General features: G+C 72.8%; 13 protein-coding genes. 5 read left to right on the forward strand and 8 right to left on the reverse strand.

What is annotated here, in order from left to right; genetic code table 11:
- Nucleotides 1-54: 54 nt before the first annotated feature.
- Entirely contained in the window at nucleotides 55-1,179 is a 1,125-nt protein-coding gene (mnmA, locus tag AC3A5R_RS02630; protein ID WP_487619218.1) for a tRNA 2-thiouridine(34) synthase MnmA, read from the reverse strand.
- Nucleotides 1,176-2,363 carry a cysteine desulfurase family protein gene (locus AC3A5R_RS02635; RefSeq protein ID WP_487619219.1) on the reverse strand — a complete coding sequence of 396 codons (1,188 nt, stop codon included), beginning with the start codon at nucleotides 2,361-2,363 and terminating at the stop codon, nucleotides 1,176-1,178. The genes mnmA and AC3A5R_RS02635 overlap by 4 nt, the downstream gene beginning before the upstream one ends.
- Nucleotides 2,364-2,523: 160 nt before the next feature.
- Here AC3A5R_RS02635 and AC3A5R_RS02640 point away from each other — a divergent pair, with 160 nt between their 5' ends.
- Nucleotides 2,524-4,044, forward strand: coding sequence for a S8 family peptidase (locus tag AC3A5R_RS02640; protein ID WP_487619220.1), 1,521 nt, complete (start codon nucleotides 2,524-2,526; stop codon nucleotides 4,042-4,044).
- A gap of 107 nt (nucleotides 4,045-4,151) precedes the next feature.
- Nucleotides 4,152-4,652: a hypothetical protein gene (locus AC3A5R_RS02645; protein ID WP_487619221.1), complete on the forward strand. Its 501-nt coding sequence runs from the start codon at nucleotides 4,152-4,154 to the stop codon at nucleotides 4,650-4,652.
- Nucleotides 4,653-4,718: 66 nt separating this feature from the next.
- On the opposite strand, the gene AC3A5R_RS02650 is transcribed toward AC3A5R_RS02645, so the two are convergent.
- The 5 genes from AC3A5R_RS02650 to AC3A5R_RS02670 form a co-directional block, all read right to left on the reverse strand.
- Nucleotides 4,719-5,675 (reverse strand): electron transfer flavoprotein subunit alpha/FixB family protein, encoded by a 957-nt coding sequence (locus tag AC3A5R_RS02650; RefSeq protein WP_487619222.1) that lies wholly within the window; start codon nucleotides 5,673-5,675, stop codon nucleotides 4,719-4,721.
- 32 nt (nucleotides 5,676-5,707) lie between these two features.
- Entirely contained in the window at nucleotides 5,708-6,499 is a 792-nt protein-coding gene (locus AC3A5R_RS02655; protein ID WP_487619223.1) for an electron transfer flavoprotein subunit beta/FixA family protein, read from the reverse strand.
- Between the two features lie 169 nt (nucleotides 6,500-6,668).
- Nucleotides 6,669-6,992, reverse strand: coding sequence for a hypothetical protein (locus AC3A5R_RS02660; protein ID WP_487619224.1), 324 nt, complete (start codon nucleotides 6,990-6,992; stop codon nucleotides 6,669-6,671).
- 27 nt (nucleotides 6,993-7,019) lie between these two features.
- The gene (locus tag AC3A5R_RS02665) at nucleotides 7,020-7,799 is read right to left on the reverse strand and encodes an enoyl-CoA hydratase/isomerase family protein (RefSeq protein WP_487619225.1); all 780 of its coding nucleotides are present in this window, start codon (nucleotides 7,797-7,799) and stop codon (nucleotides 7,020-7,022) included.
- A gap of 4 nt (nucleotides 7,800-7,803) precedes the next feature.
- Complete coding sequence (locus AC3A5R_RS02670) at nucleotides 7,804-8,307, reverse strand: type III secretion system chaperone family protein (RefSeq protein WP_487619226.1); 504 nt, start codon at nucleotides 8,305-8,307, stop codon at nucleotides 7,804-7,806.
- Nucleotides 8,308-8,352: 45 nt separating this feature from the next.
- Between AC3A5R_RS02670 and AC3A5R_RS02675 the strand changes: the two genes are divergently transcribed.
- Together AC3A5R_RS02675 and glgX are read left to right on the forward strand one after the other, a co-directional pair.
- Nucleotides 8,353-9,126: an endonuclease/exonuclease/phosphatase family protein gene (locus AC3A5R_RS02675; protein WP_487619227.1), complete on the forward strand. Its 774-nt coding sequence runs from the start codon at nucleotides 8,353-8,355 to the stop codon at nucleotides 9,124-9,126.
- Between the two features lie 71 nt (nucleotides 9,127-9,197).
- Complete coding sequence (glgX, locus tag AC3A5R_RS02680) at nucleotides 9,198-11,342, forward strand: glycogen debranching protein GlgX (protein WP_487619228.1); 2,145 nt, start codon at nucleotides 9,198-9,200, stop codon at nucleotides 11,340-11,342.
- Between the two features lie 94 nt (nucleotides 11,343-11,436).
- Here the strand turns inward: glgX and glgP are convergent, their stop codons facing one another.
- Entirely contained in the window at nucleotides 11,437-14,025 is a 2,589-nt protein-coding gene (gene glgP, locus AC3A5R_RS02685; RefSeq protein ID WP_487619229.1) for an alpha-glucan family phosphorylase, read from the reverse strand.
- Nucleotides 14,026-14,190: 165 nt separating this feature from the next.
- On the opposite strand from glgP, the gene AC3A5R_RS02690 reads away from it, so the two are divergent.
- On the forward strand, nucleotides 14,191-16,479 hold the full coding sequence (locus AC3A5R_RS02690; RefSeq protein WP_487619230.1) for an alpha-1,4-glucan--maltose-1-phosphate maltosyltransferase: 2,289 nt from the start codon (nucleotides 14,191-14,193) through the stop codon (nucleotides 16,477-16,479).
- The last annotated feature ends 1 nt before the right edge of the window (nucleotide 16,480 follow it).

Consider the following 16,480-nt stretch of genomic DNA (forward strand, 5'->3'; position numbering starts at 1 on the left):
GTCCGGGCCGGCCGCGCGCCGCCGCGCAGGTCGCGACCGGAGCCCGCCCGCGCGTCACGCCACGGGGTCGCGCTCGAGGCGGGAGGCGGCGATCGTCGCCGACCCGACGACGCGCGTGCCCTCGAAGAGCACGACCGACTGGCCGGGCGCGACGCCGCGGATCCGCTCGTCGAGGCGCACCTCGACGCGATCACCCTCGGCCCACGCCGTCGCCGGGTACTCCTCGCCGTGCGCCCGCACCTGGGCCCCGACGCGCACGACCCCCTCGGGCGCCGGACCGCACCAGCGCGCGTGCTGCCCGGTCATCGCGTTGACCCCGAGCAGGTCGGCCGTGCCGACGACCACCTGGTTGGTCTCGGGGCGCACCTCGACGACGTAGCGCGGCTGCCCATCGGCCGCAGGGCGCCCCAGCGCGAGGCCCCGCCGCTGACCGACCGTGTACGCGAAGGCGCCCCGGTGCTCACCGACGACGGTGCCGTCGGCGTCCACGATCTCGCCCGAGGCCTCGCCGAGCTCGCGGGTCAGCCAGCCGCGGGTGTCGCCGTCGGCGATGAAGCAGATGTCATGGCTGTCGGGCTTGTTCGCGACGTAGAAGCCCCGCTCGGCGGCCTCGGCCCGGATCTCCGGCTTCGTCGTGTCGCCGAGCGGGAAGAACGAGCGGGCGAGCTGGTCGGCGTCGAGGACGCCGAGCACGTAGCTCTGGTCCTTGGCGGCGTCGACGGCCCGGTGCAGCTCGCGGCGCACGCCACCCGCCGCGCCACGGGTGCCCGACGCGTCGGGCACCTCGACGACGCGCGCGTAGTGCCCGGTGGCGACGGCCTCGAACCCCAGCGCGAGCGCCTTGTCGAGCAGGGCCGCGAACTTGATCCGCTCGTTGCAGCGCAGGCACGGGTTGGGGGTGCGGCCGGCCGCGTACTCGGCGCGGAAGTCCTCGACGACGTCGCGCTTGAACCGCTCCGCCATGTCCCACACGTAGAAGGGGATGCCGAGCACGTCGGCCACGCGTCGGGCATCACCCGCGTCCTCGATGGTGCAGCAGCCACGCGCCGACTCGCGCAGGGTCGCCGCGCTCTGGCTCAGCGCGAGGTGGACGCCGACGACCTCGTGGCCGGCGTCGAGCATCCGGGCGGCGGCGACCGCCGAGTCGACGCCGCCGCTCATCGCCGCGACGACCCTCACGAGGTGACCTCGCGCGCCCTCCGCGCCCGCTCGAGTGCCGCGGGCAGCGCGTCGAGGAACGCCTCGACGTCGGCCTCGGTCGACGTGTGCCCGAGGGTCAGGCGCAGCGCACCGCGCGCGTCGGACTCGCTGACGCCCATCGCGAGCAGCACGTGGCTCGGCTGCGGCACACCCGCCTGGCAGGCGGAGCCCGTCGAGCAGGCGACGCCGGCGGCGTCGAGCAGGTAGAGCAGGGAGTCGCCGTCACAGCCGGCGACGAGCAGGTGGGCGTTGCCCGGCAGCCGACGCGTCGAGTCGCCGGGCTCCCAGAAGCCGGTGGGCCGGACGTCTGGGGCCACCTCCATGGCCCGCTCGACGATGGCGTCGCGGAGCGCGACGAGCCGCGCGGACTCGGCGTCCATCGACTCCACCGCCGCGGTCAGCGCGGTGGCGAACCCGACGATCGCCGGGGCGTCGAGCGTGCCCGAGCGCACCTGGCGCTCCTGGCCGCCGCCGTGGGTCAGCGGCACGAGCGTGGCGTCGCGGCGCACGACGAGGGCACCGACGCCGATCGGGCCGCCGAGCTTGTGCGCCGTCACCGACATGAGGTCGGCTCCGCTCGCGGCGAAGTCGACGGGCACGTGGCCGGCAGCCTGCACGGCGTCGGTGTGGAACGGGACACCGAACTCGTGGGCGACCGCGGCGAGGGCCTGCACGTCCTGGACGGTGCCGACCTCGTTGTTGGCCCACATGACCGACACGAGGGCGACCGAGCCCGGGTCCTGCTCGATGGCGCGGCGCACCGTGGCCGGCTCGACGAAGCCCTCGGGTGAGCACTCGAGCCACGTGACTTTGGCGCCCTCGTGCGCGACGAGGAAGTCGACGCAGTCGAGGACGGCGTGGTGCTCCGTGGCCCCGACGAGGAGCCGGACGCGTGCCGGGTCGGCGTCGCGCCGGGCCCAGAACGTGCCCTTGACCGCGAGGTTGTCCGACTCGGTGCCGCCCGAGGTGAAGACGACCTCGGAGGGGCGGGCCCCGAGCGCGCGGGCGATCTTCTCGCGCGACTCCTCGACGGCCCGGCGCGCCTCGCGCCCGGTGCGGTGCAGCGAGGACGGGTTGCCGACGACCGCGAGCTGACGGGTCATCGCGTCGAGCGCCGCGGGCAGCATCGGCGTCGTCGCGGCATGGTCGAGGTACGCGGTCACCGCACGATTCTAGGCCGTGGCGCAGCGCCGTCCGGTCCGGGCGCCGGGGCCGCTGGAGCGTCCGCCCCGTGGCTACCGTGCGTAACCTGTGCGGGCGGCGCCTCGTTGTCGGGTCACCCTGTCGCCGGTGTCGGCGGCAGCCACCGGCAGAGAGGGAACCATGTCCGGCACGACCAGAACCCGCCTCCGCACCGCCGTCGCCGTGGGCGTCGGCACCGTCGCGCTCGCCGCCTCGGGACTGACCGGAGCCGTCTCCGCGGGCGCGGCCGCACCGTCCGACGGCCTGCCCCCGGCGCTCGACGGCATCACCCGCGCCAGCAGCTCGACCGGCCTCGCGCCGCTGTCGCCCTGGCTCGCCCGCCAGTGGTCGGCGCTGTCCGCGCTCAAGCCGACCACCGTCCTCGTCCACGGCACCGACGTCGCCGCCGCACGGCGGGCCGCCACCGCATCGGGCCTCGTGGTCCGCGAGAGCTTCGACAAGATCGGCGTCGTCGTCGCAGCCGGCCTGCCGGCCCAGATCGCCGCCGTACGAGCCGTGCCCGGCGTCACCTACGTCGAGGGCAACGAGCCGATCACGCTGTTCCTGTCCACGTCGAACACCGCGACGCGCGGCTCGGAGGCGCGCGCCACCCTGACCGGCGCCAACGGCAAGCCCCTCGACGGCTCAGGCGTCAGCGTCGCCGTCATCGACTCCGGCGTCGACCCGAGCCACCCGTTCCTGCGCAACCCCGACGGCAGCTCGGCCGTCGTCAAGAACCTCAAGATGGTCTGCGACCCGCTCGAGGTGCTCCCCTGCCAGCCCGTCGACGCGGGCGGCCTGAACACCGACCTGCTCTCGGTCGGCGGCCACGGCATGCACGTCAACGGCATCGTCGCCGGTCGCGACGTCACGCTCTCCGACGGCACGAGGATGCACGGCGCGGCCCCGGGCGCCAGCCTCGTCAGCCTCAGCACCGGCGCGGTCCTGTTCATCGTCGGCGCCGACTCCGCCCTCAACTGGGTCCTGGAGAACCACGGCGCCCCGTGCGGCGCCGGCGTCGCTGCGAGCACGTGCCCGCCGATCAAGGTGACGAGCAACTCCTATGGGCCGTCCGGTGGCGGCGAGTTCGACCCGAACTCGGCCACGGTCAAGCTCCAGCGCGAGCTCGTCAAGGAGGGCGTCGTCAGCGTCTGGGCCAACGGCAACGACGGCGGCGACGGCTCGGCCAACCTGTCCAACCCGCCCGGCCAGGACCCGACGCCCGGCATCCTGTCCGTCGCCTCGTACAACGACCAGGACACCGGTACCCGCAACGGCCCCGTGAGCGACTTCAGCTCGCGCGGCAAGCGCGGGCAGCTGTCGAGCTACCCCGACATCTCGGCGCCCGGTGAGGGCATCACGTCGTCGTGCCGGATCTACCTGCCGATCTGCACCACCGGCGGCGACCCGCGCGACGGCGGCGACTACAACACCATCAGCGGCACGTCGATGGCGACGCCGCACATCTCCGGCATCGTCGCGCAGCTGTTCCAGGCCGACCCGGCAGCCACGCCCGCCCAGATCGAGGCCGCGCTCGAGTCGTCGGCGTACAAGTACACCGACGGCGCCGCGTACGAGCCCGGCACGAACGGGACGACGTCCTACGACAAGGGCCACGGCCTCGTCGACGTCGTCGCGGCGGTGGCAGCCCTCACGCGGTGACCCCCGGCGCTGCCGGCCCCGCGGAACCCTCCTCCCCGGAGGGCTCCGCGGGGTCGTCGCGCTCGGGATCCGGGGCACCCACCGGTCCGCCGCCTATCATCGGCGGCATGGGTCGCAGGCACGAGGACACCGGGGGCAGCACCCTGCGCGCCCCGACCGCGCACCGTGCCGTCACCGCGCTCGCCTGCCCCGTCATCGCCTACTTCGTCGCGCGGCTGCTCGTCCGCTTCGTGCCGGCCGTGCCCGAGGTGGCTGCGTACGTCGTGTGCCTCGCGGCCGGGCTCCTGCTCGCGGTGCGCGCCTGGCGGGCCCGGGTCGAGCTCGGACCGGACGCGCTCCGCGTGCTGAACATGCTCTCCTCGACGACCGTCGAGCGACGCGTCGTGCGCCGGGTGTCGAGCGCCGGGCGCGTGGAGTTCCGGCGCGGGTCCGAGCGGCTGACGCGCCTGCCCTGCGAGGCGCTCCAGGGGCCGTGGTGGTCCTTCGGCTCCGGCGGACGCCGCTACGTCGCCAACCGCGAGCGGCTGTCGAGCTGGACGCGGACCACCTCCCGCGTGGCTCGCGACGACGACGACGGGGACGATCCCACGGGCACGGCCGTCGCCTGAGGCACCGCGAGGGCCCCCGACCATCCGGTCGGGGGCCCTCGCCGTGCTGTCGCGGACCGGGCGGGCTCAGCCCTTGGCGGTCTTGATCGCGTCCGTGGCCTGCGGCAGGACGGCGAAGAGGTCACCGACCACGCCGAAGTCGACGAGCTCGAAGATCGGCGCCTCGTTGTCCTTGTTGACGGCCACGATCGTCTTGGACGTCTGCATGCCGGCGCGGTGCTGGATGGCCCCGGAGATGCCGCACGCGACGTAGAGCTGCGGGCTGACCTGCTTGCCGGTCTGGCCGACCTGGCTGGTGTGCGGGTACCAGCCGGCGTCGACGGCGGCACGGCTCGCGCCGACGGCCGCACCGAGCGAGTCGGCGAAGTCCTCGACCTTGGAGAAGTCGCCGCCGGTGCCGCGGCCGCCGGACACGACGATCGCCGCCTCGGTCAGCTCAGGACGGCCGGTGGCCTGCTTCGGCTTGGACTCGGTGATCCGCGCGCCCTTGGCGGCCTCGGACGGCGTGAAGTCGACGGCCTCGTCGGCGGCGGCCGCGGGGGCCTCCTCCGGCGTGGCCGAGTTCGGCTTCACGGCGATGATCGGCGTGCCTTTGGTGACCTTCGCCTGGACCGTGTACGAGCCGGCGAAGACCGACTGCGTCGTGGCGACACCGTCACCCGCTGCCTGCACGTCGACGGCGTCGGTGATGAGGCCGGACTCGGTCTTGATCGCGACGCGCGCCGCGATCTCCTTGCCCTCCGTGGAGGCCGGCACGAGGACGGCCGCGGGCGAGGTGGAGCCGACGAGCTGCGCGAGCAGCTCGGCCTGCGGCACGACGAGGTGGCTCGTGACGTCGTCGGACTCGACGCGGTACACCTTGGCCGCGCCGTACCTGGCGAGGGTCTCCTTCGCGGCGTCGAAACCGGCGCCGACGAAGACGGCCGAGGGCTCGCCGAGGCGCCGGGCGATGGTGAGCAGCTCGGAGGTCGTCTTGCGGACCGTGCCGTCGACGTGGTCGACGAGAACGAGGACTTCAGCCATGGTTCGTGGGTTCCCTTCTCTGGCTGGTGGGGTCAGACGAACTTGCGCTCGGACAGGAACGCGGCGAGCTTGCTGCCGCCGTCACCCTCGTCGGTGACGATCTCGCCCTGCGTGCGCGGCGGGCGGGCGGCGAAGGACTCGACCGCGGTCCAGGCGGCGTCGAGACCGACCTGCGCGGCGTCGATGCCGAGGTCGGCCAGCGACCACGTCTCGACCGGCTTCTTCTTCGCGGCCATGATCCCCTTGAAGGAGGGGTAGCGCGGCTCGTTGATCTGGTCGGTGACCGAGACCAGCGCCGGCAGTGTCGCGGTGATCGTCTGGGTCGAGGCGTCGCCGTCGCGGCGGATCGAGACCGTGTCGCCCTCGACCGTCAGCTCGGAGGCGTACGTGACCGCCGGCAGGCCGAGTCGCTCGGCGAGCATCGTCGGGACGACGCCCATCGTGCCGTCGGTCGAGGCCATGCCGGTGACGACGAGGTCGACGCGGCTGTCGGCACCGAGCTTCTTGACCGCCTCGGCGAGCACGAGCGAGGTGGCGGCGGCGTCGGAGCCGTGGATCGCGGCGTCGTTGACGTGGACGCCCTTGTGGGCACCCATCTGCAGCGCCTTCTTGATGGCGTCCGCAGCCGCGTCGGGGCCGATCGTCACGACGGTGACCTCACCCTCGCCGGCCTCGACGATCTTGAGCGCCTCCTCGACGGCGTACTCGTCGAGCTCGGAGAGCAGGCCGTCGACGTTCTCGCGGTCGGTCGTGTTGTCGGAAGCGTTGAACGTGCGCTCGGCCTGGGCGTCCGGCACGTACTTGACACAGACGACGATGTTCATGGGTGAACGTCCTCTTCCGTAGCGGGTGGAGCGGGTCTGATGGACTGCCGGAGGTGGCTCCGGCACTGCCCGCCATCCTCTCACTGAGCAAACGCTCACTCGGCACGCCAGGGGCGTGACGCTCACCACCCGTGACGCCGGTCGCACCGGCGACGAGCGCGGGCACGCCTCAGACGGCGCCGGTCTCGAGGACGTGGAAGGCCGGCTCCTCGTAGGGATGGGCCGCGCGCAGGGCGGCGACGACGGCGGCACGCCGGTGACGCGGGAAGGTCACCTCGACCCGGTGCTCGGGCACGACCTCGAGCTCGCCGACGGCGCCGATGGCGGGATTCGCGCCGGGACCGGGCCGGAACCGTCCCGTTCCCTCGACGTACCAGGCGCACTCTGTGTAGTCGCCGATCGCGCCGGCACCCGCGGCGAAGACCGCCGCGAGGACGTCCTCGGTCGACCCGACGGGCGAGTAGAACACGAGGACGTCCAGCGGCTGGGTCACAGCGGTGTCACCGGAGCGTCACGAGGGTCAGCGCCCCTCGAACTGCGCCTTGCCCGGCCCCTGCTCGACGAACGAGGTCATGCCGATCTCGCGGTCGCGGGTGCCGAAGAGCCCGGCGAAGAGCATCCGCTCGATCTCCAGGCCGGTCTCGAGATCGACCTCGAGACCCCGGTCGATGGCCTCCTTGGCGGCGCGGACCGCGTACGTCGGCCCCGCGACGAAGGTGGCGGCCCACTCGCGGGCCGCGGTGTAGACGTCGGCGGCGGGAACGACGCGGTCGGCCAGGCCGATGGCGAGCGCCTCCTGCGCGTCGACGAACCGGCCGGAGAAGATGATCTCCTTGGCCCGGGAGGCCCCGACGAGGCGGGAGAGCCGCTGCGTGCCACCGGCGCCCGGGATGACGCCGAGGAGGATCTCCGGCTGGCCGAGCCTCGCGTCGTCGGCCACGACCCGGAAGTCGCACGCGAGCGCGAGCTCGCAGCCGCCGCCGAGCGCGTAGCCGGTGATCGCGGCGATGACCGGCTTGGGGATGCGCGCGACGGACGTGATCGAGCTCGAGAGCGGACCCGAGCGGTCGACCATGTCGGTGTACGACATGGCCTTCATCTCCTTGATGTCCGCGCCGGCCGCGAAGACGCGCTCGCCGCCGTAGACGATGACCGCCTTGACGTCGGCGCGGTCCGTGGCCTCGGCGGCCGCGGCCCGGATCTCCTCCTGGACCTGGACGTTGAGCGCGTTCATCTTCGGCCGGTCGAGGCGGATCGTGCCGATGCCGCCCTCGACCTCGAGCCGGACGAACTCGCCCATCGGATCAGGCCTCGCCCGGCGCGGCGGCGTCCTGGGGCAGCCAGGACTGGAAGAAGAAGCCGACGCTCTGCAGGATGTGGTTGACCGAGAGCGGCACGAGGATGTCGAGGTCGGCGTTCGGCGTGATGACGTGCTCGGCCGAGACGACGAGGCTCTCCTGGACGAGCGAGAGCTTGACGATGTTCAGCTGCATCGTGAGGTCGTTGCAGCGGGCGAGACGCTCGTTGCGGTCGGGCGACACGGGCTCGGCGAGCTGCCACTGGCCGAAGAAGCGGACGACGGCGAGGTCGCCCTCCGCGACGCGCGCGAACAGCGTCGTGCTCGTGCCCTCGTTGTCGACGATCGCGAACTCGATGTCGCCGTCGCCGTCGATGCTCGCCTCGATGCCGAGGCCCTTGAGGACCGCGATGACACGGTCGCGCACGGGGGTGTCGGACGCCGGCGCACCGTTCGGGATGTCACCCGGGGAGCTCGGCATGAAGTTGGGCAGGGAGGTCGGGTCGGTCATGCGCACCACCGTAGACTGATCGCCCCGACCGACGCGAGGTGGCCTGTGCCCGAGCTGACCGTCGCCACCGTCAACACCTTCTCGAGCCGGCTGCTGACCCTCCCGGACGGCTTGGGGCCGGTCGTGGCCGCCGGGCCCGACGTGCTCGCGCTGCAGGAGGTGCACCACCTCGAGGCTGCCGCCGTGGCCCGGGCGCTCACCGCCGCGGGCCTCGTGCCGAGCGCCGCGCACCTGCCCGCCGGGCTCGTCCTCGCACACGACCCCCGACGCGTACGCCTCGCGGCTCCCCCGCTGCGGGCCACGCTCCAGCCGGCGGGGCCCCTGCTGCGGTGGTCGGACCACTGGCACGAGCGCGGCGCACTGTCAGGGTCCTACGCCCTCCACGACGACCGCCACGGCGACGGGCGCGTCGTCACCGTCGCGACGGCCCACCTCATCGTCTTCGCGCGCGCCATCGCGCGGGGCAACCAGGTGCGGCGCCTGCACCGCGCCCTCGCCGACCCGCGCCTCGCCACCGGCCCCCTCGTGCTCGCCGGCGACATGAACCACTACCCCGGCCCGGCGCGGCCGGACCGCGCCCTGGCCCGCGGCCTCGGGCTGCGCCACGTCGAGCTCGACGCTCCGACGTGGCGGATCCGTGGCTCCAAGCACGAGTGGCTCGCGCGGGCGGGCGCCCGCCTGACCGGCTGGGACGTCGAACGGTTCGACGCCGAGCTCGACGCCGTCCTCTACCGCGACCTCGAGCCCGTGCGGGCCGACGTCGTCGACGTCGCGTCCGACCACGGCGCCGTCGTGTGCCGGTTCGCGCTGACGGGCTGAGGCCTCGTGCCCGGTGGGAGCGGCCGGAGGCAGCCCTCTCGCGCTCCCCCGGCTCCCCATACGCTGACCCCATGGGCCCCCCTCCACCCCCGACCCCGGACCTGCCGCCCGAGCCGGGGGTACACCTGTGCCCCGAGGGCGCGGTGTTCTCGGTCTACGCGGGGCACGCGCGAGGCGTCGAGGTCTGCCTCTTCGACCGTGACGCCGACGGTGTCGAGACCGAGCGACGCGTGCCGTTGCGCCACCGGGCCCACGGCACGTGGTTCGACACGGTCCCCGGCGTGGGAGTGGGACAGCGCTACGCCTTCCGCGTCGACGGGGACTGGGACCCCGAACAGTCGCTGCTGCACAACCCCGCCAAGCTCGTCCTCGACCCGTACGCGCGGGCCGTCGAGGGGGAGGTCTCGCTCGACCCGGCCCTCTTCGGCCACCGGGTGCGGGCCGACCTCACCGGCGACCTGGCCGTGCGCGACACCCGCGACTCGGCGCCCTTCATGCCGCGGTGCGTCGTCGTCGACGGCGAGTTCGACTGGGGCGACGACGAGTTCCCGCGCACGTCGCTGACCGAGTCGGTCGTCTACGAGGTGCACGTCAAGAACGCGACGGCCCTGCACCCCGGCGTGCCCGAGCCCCTGCGCGGCACCTACGCGGGGCTGGCGCACCCGGCGTTCGTCGAGCACCTGACCTCGCTGGGCGTCACGGCCGTCGAGCTGCTGCCGGTCCACACCTTCACCCACGAGCCCGAGCTGGTCCTGCGCGGGCTGACCAACCACTGGGGCTACAACACGCTCGGCTTCTTCGCACCGCACCCGGCGTACGCGTCGGTGGGCGACCCGCAGGGCGCCCTCGACGAGTTCAAGGCGATGGTGCGCACGCTGCACGCGGCCGGCATCGAGGTGCTGCTCGACGTCGTCTACAACCACACGGCCGAGAAGTCGCGCGACGGCATGACGCTGTCATGGCGGGGCCTGGACCAGCGCGCGTACTACCGGGTCGACAGCCGCGGTCGCGACATCGACGTGACGGGGTGCGGCAACACCCTCGACCTCACCCACCCGGTCGTGGCCCGGATGGTCCTGGACTCGCTGCGCTACTGGGTGCAGGAGTGCCACGTCGACGGCTTCCGCTTCGACCTCGCCGTCGCCCTCGGCCGCGGCAAGGACGACCACTTCGACCGCGACCACCCCTTCCTCGTCGCGCTGCGCACCGACCCCGTCCTCTCGCGCACCAAGCTCGTCGCCGAGCCGTGGGACCTCGGCATCCACGGGTGGCGTACCGGCCAGTTCCCGCCGCCGTTCTCGGAGTGGAACGACCGCTATCGCGACACGGCGCGGACCTTCTGGCTGCGCGACCTCGCCGCGTCGGCGGACGGCGGTGTCGGCCACGGCGTCCGCGAGCTCGCCACCCGACTCGCCGGCTCGCAGGACCTCTTCGACAGCCACGACCGCGGCACCATCGCGTCGGTCAACTTCGTCACGGCCCACGACGGCTTCACGCTGCACGACCTCACGGCCTACGACACCAAGCACAACGGGGTCAACGGCCACAGCGGCACCGACGGCTCGAACGACAACCGCTCGTGGAATCACGGCGTCGAGGGCCGCACCGACGACGAGCGGGTCCTCGAGGCGCGTCGGCGCACCATGCGCAACCTCCTCGGGACGCTGCTGCTGTCGACCGGCGTCCCCATGCTCACGGCCGGCGACGAGCTCGGCCGCAGCCAGCGTGGCAACAACAACCCGTACTCGCAGGACAACGAGATCAGCTGGATGGCGTGGGACCTCGAGCCGTGGCAGCAGGACCTCCTCGCCACGACGCGCCACCTCGTGCGGCTGCGCCGCGAGCACCCGGTGCTGCGCCAGCGATCGTTCTTCACCGGCCGGCCGGTGCACACCGACGGCTCGACCGACCTCGCGTGGTTCGCCGGCGACGGCGGACCGATGGGTCACCGCTGGGACGGCCCCGCCGAGCACGTGCTCCAGGCGCTCTACAACGGCCTGTGGCACGACCAGCAGTCGGTGCTCGTCGTGTTCAACGGCGCGGCCAAGCCCGCCGACGTGACGCTGCCCGGCGCCGCCGGCACGAGCGCCTACGAGCTCGTGTGGGACAGCTCTGACGCGCGCCCGTCCGGGCCCGGAGCGCCGGTGCCCGCGGGCACGACGCTGCCGATGGGACCCGCCTCGATGCAGGTCTGGTGCGCCGTCGACGTCGACTGACCCGTCGGAAGAGCAGCTCGTCCCCGTCCCACGTCAGGGACTCCCGGTGCAGAAGGGGGACGAGCTGCTCTCTCGATGCCGACGGTGAGGTGTGTCAGGCGGTGCGGGCCAGCCCGAGCTCGGCCGGCGACGCGAGCGCCGGGTGCCGCGGCACGATCCGGACGCTGTAGCCGAACGACCCGGTGCGGCCGAGCGGCTGGCTCCCGGCGAACTGGGCGCGACCGTTCTCGTAGCTCTCGACGAAGGCGAGCGGCGTCGTCTCGACCCCCCACAGCTCGTCGGCCTCGTTGACGTGGCCGTGGACGAGCTGCACCTCGACGTCCTCGGGGCGCAGCCCGGCGAGGTCGACGTAGGCACGCAGGTCGAGGGTGTCGCCGACCTGCGGCGAGTCGGACAGGCCGGAGGGCTCGAGGTGCTCGACCTTGACGTTCGGCCACGCCGCGCGCACCGACGCCTTGTAGGCGGCGAGCTCCTTGGCCCCGGCGAACTCCGGACCGTTGAGCGAGCGGCCCGCGCCGGCGGCGGGACTGTAGAGGCGGGTGACGTAGTCCTCGACCATGCGGCTGGCGAGGACCTTCGGCCCGAGCGTCTTCAGCGTGTGGGTCATCATCGAGATCCAGCCGTTGGGCAGGCCGTCGACACCGCGGTCGTAGAACTTCGGCGCGACGTCGTGCTCGATGAGGTCGTAGAGCGCGGCCGCCTCGATGTCGTCGCGGCGGTCGGCGTCCTCGACACCGTCGGCGGTCGGGATGGCCCAGCCGTTGCGGCCGTCGAACCACTCGTCCCACCAGCCGTCGAGGATGGAGAGGTTGAGGCCGCCGTTGAGGGCCGCCTTCATGCCCGACGTGCCGCACGCCTCGAACGGGCGCAGCGGGTTGTTGAGCCAGACGTCGCAGCCCGGGTAGAGGTGCTGGGCCATGGCGATGTCGTAGTTCGGCAGGAAGACGATGCGGTGGCGCACCTCGGGGTCGTCGGCGAAGCGGACCATCTCCTGGATGAGCCGCTTGCCGGTCTCGTCGGCCGGGTGCGACTTGCCGGCGATGACGAGCTGCACCGGGCGCTCCGGGTGCAGCAGGAGGCGCTTGAGACGCTCCGGGTCGCGGAGCATCAGCGTCAGGCGCTTGTAGGTGGGGACGCGTCGGGCGAAGCCGATCGTCAGGACGTCGGGGTCGAGGATGCTGTCGGTCCAGCCGAGCTCGAGCTCGGTGGCGCCACGCTTGAGCCAGGACGAGCGGACGCGGCGACGCGCGTCGGTGACGAGCTTCTCGCGCATCTCGCGCTTGGTCGACCACACGGCTTCGGCGGGAACCTCGTCGATGCGGTCCCAGGCGTTCTCGCCGGCGATGTCGGAGGTGCCGAGGTGCTTGAGGGCGACGTCGTAGACGGAACGGTCGACCCACGTCGGGGCGTGGACGCCGTTGGTGATGCTCGTGATCGGCACCTCGTCGTCGTCGAAGCCGGGCCACAGGCCGTCGAACATCTCGCGGCTCACGACGCCGTGCAGCTGGGAGACGCCGTTGGCGCGCTGGGCCAGGCGCAGGCCCATCACGGCCATGTTGAAGATGCCGGGCTGGCCGCCCTCGTAGTCCTCGGCGCCGAGGGCGAGGAGGCGCTCGACGGGCACGCCCGGGATCGCGTTGGGGCCGCCGAAGAAGAGGTTGATCTTCGCGGCGTCGAAGCGGTCGATGCCGGCCGGCACGGGCGTGTGGGTCGTGAAGACGGTGGCCGAGCGGACGGCCTCGAGGGCCTCGTCGAAGCTGAGGCCGCGGTCGCGGACGAGCTCGGTGATGCGCTCGACGCCGAGGAAGCCGGCGTGGCCCTCGTTGGTGTGGAACACCTCGGGGGCGGGGTCACCCGACAGGCGCGACCAGAGGCGGAGGGCGCGGACGCCGCCCACGCCGAGGAGCAGCTCCTGCTCGAGGCGGGTGTCGCCGCCGCCGCCGTAGAGCGACTCGGTGACCCGACGCGTCTGCTCGTCGTTGCCGGGCACGTCGGAGTCGAGCAGCAGCAGCGGCACGCGGCCGACCTGCGCCTTCCAGACGTGGGCGTTGAGGACGCGCCCGGCGGGCAGGTCGACGGTGACGACGGCGGGCGTGCCGTCGTCCTCGCGCAGCAGCGACAGCGGCAGGCCGTCGGGGTCGAGGACGGGGTAGGACTCCACCTGCCAGCCGTCGCGGTCGAGGGCCTGCTTGAAGTAGCCGGTCTTGTAGAAGAGGCCGACGCCGACGATCGGCACGCCGAGGTCGGAGGCAGTCTTGAGGTGGTCGCCGGCGAGGATGCCGAGGCCGCCGGAGTACTGCGGGAGCACGGCGGTGATGCCGAACTCGGGGCTGAAGTAGGCGATCGCGGCGGGCGCGGCCTGGCCGCCGGACGCCTGCTCGCGGCTCCAGCGCTGGTACCAGCGCTCGTCGGTGAGGTAGGACTGCAGGTCGGCGTTGGCGGCGACGACGCTGCCGACGAAGTCGTCGTCGGCAGCGAGCGAGGCGAGCTCCTCGGCCGACAGACGGGACAGGAGCTTGACGGGGTCCTCGTTCGCCTGGGCCCACTTGCGCGGGCTGATGCTCTCGAAGAGGTCACGCGTCGGCGGGTGCCAGGACCACCGGAGGTTGCTGGCGAGGACGCCGAGACCCTCGATCCGGGTGGGCAGGACGGTGCGGACGCTGAAGCGACGGATGGCCTTCACGAGGAGCCAGCATAAGGGTCCCACTGTCGTGTTCTTGCAACTCTTGCAGCCGGGTTTCATCCCTCGGACCCGAATGGTCCCGATTCGTGCCCACCCGCCGAGACGGGCCTGCCGCCCGCCGCGCGCCCGTGTCGGGACGGGCACAACTTCGATACGGTCGATCCCGTGACTGGCTCAGCGAAGAAGTCCCGTTCCAGCAAGCCCGCACGACCGCGCTCGCAGGTGTCGCCCGCGAGCCGCCCCGACCCGACACCGGTGACCACCGTGTCGCGCGACGCCACCTCGGCCGCGCCGGGCGCAGCCTCGCCGGCCCGGCCCGCGCTCGCCCCCGACGACTCGCACCCGGGCGCCGACGCCGCCTTCGTCGACGACACGTCCGCCGGTGCGTCGACGCTCGCCCCCGAGCACCCGGCGAGCGAGGCGCCCACCGTGGCCGGCTACCCCGGCGACGCGCTGCCCATCGGCCGCATCCCCGTCAGCGACGTGCGCCCCCTCGTCGACGGCGGCACCCGCCCGGCCAAGTCGGTCGTCGGCGAGGAGTTCGTCGTGCGCGCCAAGGTCTTCCGCGAGGGCCACGACGCCGTCAACGCCACCGCGGTGCTCACCGACCCCGACGGCCGCGACCACTACTTCGCGATGCACTGCGACAACCCGGGCACCTCGGAGTGGTCGGCACCCGTCGTCGCCGGCCGGGAGGGCTGGTGGACCTACCGCGTCGAGGGCTGGTCCGACCCGTACGCCACGTGGGTCCACGACGCCGGCATCAAGATCGCCGCCGGCGTCGACGAGGACCTCATGTGCGCCGAGGGCGTCAAGGTGCTCGAGCGCTTCGCCGAGGCCGTCCGCGGCCAGGGGGCCGACGCGTCGGAGATCGACAAGGGGGCCCTCGCCCTCGCCGACACGCGTCGCCCGGCCGCGCACCGCTTCGGGGCGGCCACCTCTCCGGAGATCACCGGCCTCGCCGCGATCATGCCGCTGCGCGAGCTCGTCTCCCCCTCACCGTCCTACGCCCTCCACGTCGAGCGCGAGCTCGCCCTCTTCGGCGCGTGGTACGAGATCTTCCCGCGCTCCGAGGGCGCCCGCCGCGACGAGACGACCGGCGAATGGGTGTCGGGCACGTTCCGCACCGCCGCGCAGCGGCTGCCCGCCATCGCCGACATGGGCTTCGACGTCGTGTACCTGACGCCGATCCACCCGATCGGCACGACCGCGCGCAAGGGCCGCAACAACAGCCTGACGGCCGAGCCCGGCGACCCCGGGTCCCCGTACGCCATCGGCTCGCCCGACGGTGGCCACGACGCCATCCACCCCGACCTCGGCACCTTCGAGGACTTCGACGCGTTCGTCGCCGAGGCCCGACGCGTCGGCCTCGAGGTGGCGCTCGACATCGCGCTGCAGGCCTCGCCGGACCACCCGTGGGTGCAGACCCACCCGGAGCTGTTCACGACGCGCGCCGACGGCACCATCGCCTACGCCGAGAACCCGCCCAAGAAGTACCAGGACATCTACCCGCTCAACTTCGACAACGACCCCGCCTCGGCCTACGCCGAGGTGCGCCGGGTCATCCAGGTGTGGCTCGACCACGGCGTGCGGATCTTCCGTGTCGACAACCCGCACACGAAGCCGGTTCGCTTCTGGCAGTGGCTGATCGCCGACGTCGCGGAGCAGTACCCCGAGACGATCTGGCTGTCGGAGGCCTTCACGAAGCCGGCGATGATGCACGAGCTGGCCAAGGCCGGCTTCCAGCAGAGCTACACCTACTACGCGTGGCGCAACGAGAAGTGGGAGCTCGAGGAGTACGGCCGCGAGCTGGCCTCAGACGACAGCGGTGCCACGTACATGCGCCCGGCCTTCTGGCCGACGACGCACGACATCCTCACGCCGTACATGCAGTACGGCGGCCCGACGGCCTGGAAGCTGCGCGCCGCCCTCGCGGCGACGCTCGTGCCGACCTACGGCATCTACGCCGGCTACGAGCTGATGGAGCACGTGGCCCGGCCCGGCGCCGAGGAGCAGATCGACAACGAGAAGTACGAGTACAAGGACCGGCAGTGGTTCCTGTACGAGCCCGGCGGCCCGCTCGAGCACCGTTCCCTGGCGTGGTACCTCAAGCGGCTCAACGAGATCCGCGGCTGGCACCCGGCACTGCGATGGTTGCGCAACCTGCACTTCCACTCCGCCGAGGACGACAACGTCCTCGTCTTCAGCAAGACGCGCGTCGACCGCTCGACCGGCCAGCGCGACACCGTCCTCGTCGTCGCCAACCTCGACCCGCACGCGACTCGTGAGACGTGGGTGCACCTCGACCTCGACGCGATGGGTATGGCCTCGTGGTCGACCTTCGACGCGCACGACCACATCACCAACCAGACGTGGCAGTGGCGGCAGGACAACTGGGTCCGCCTCGGCCCCGACTCGGAACCCGTTCACATCATCACCGTGAGGAGCCACTGAC

Source organism: Intrasporangium sp. Soil_C_50, assembly GCF_057656595.1.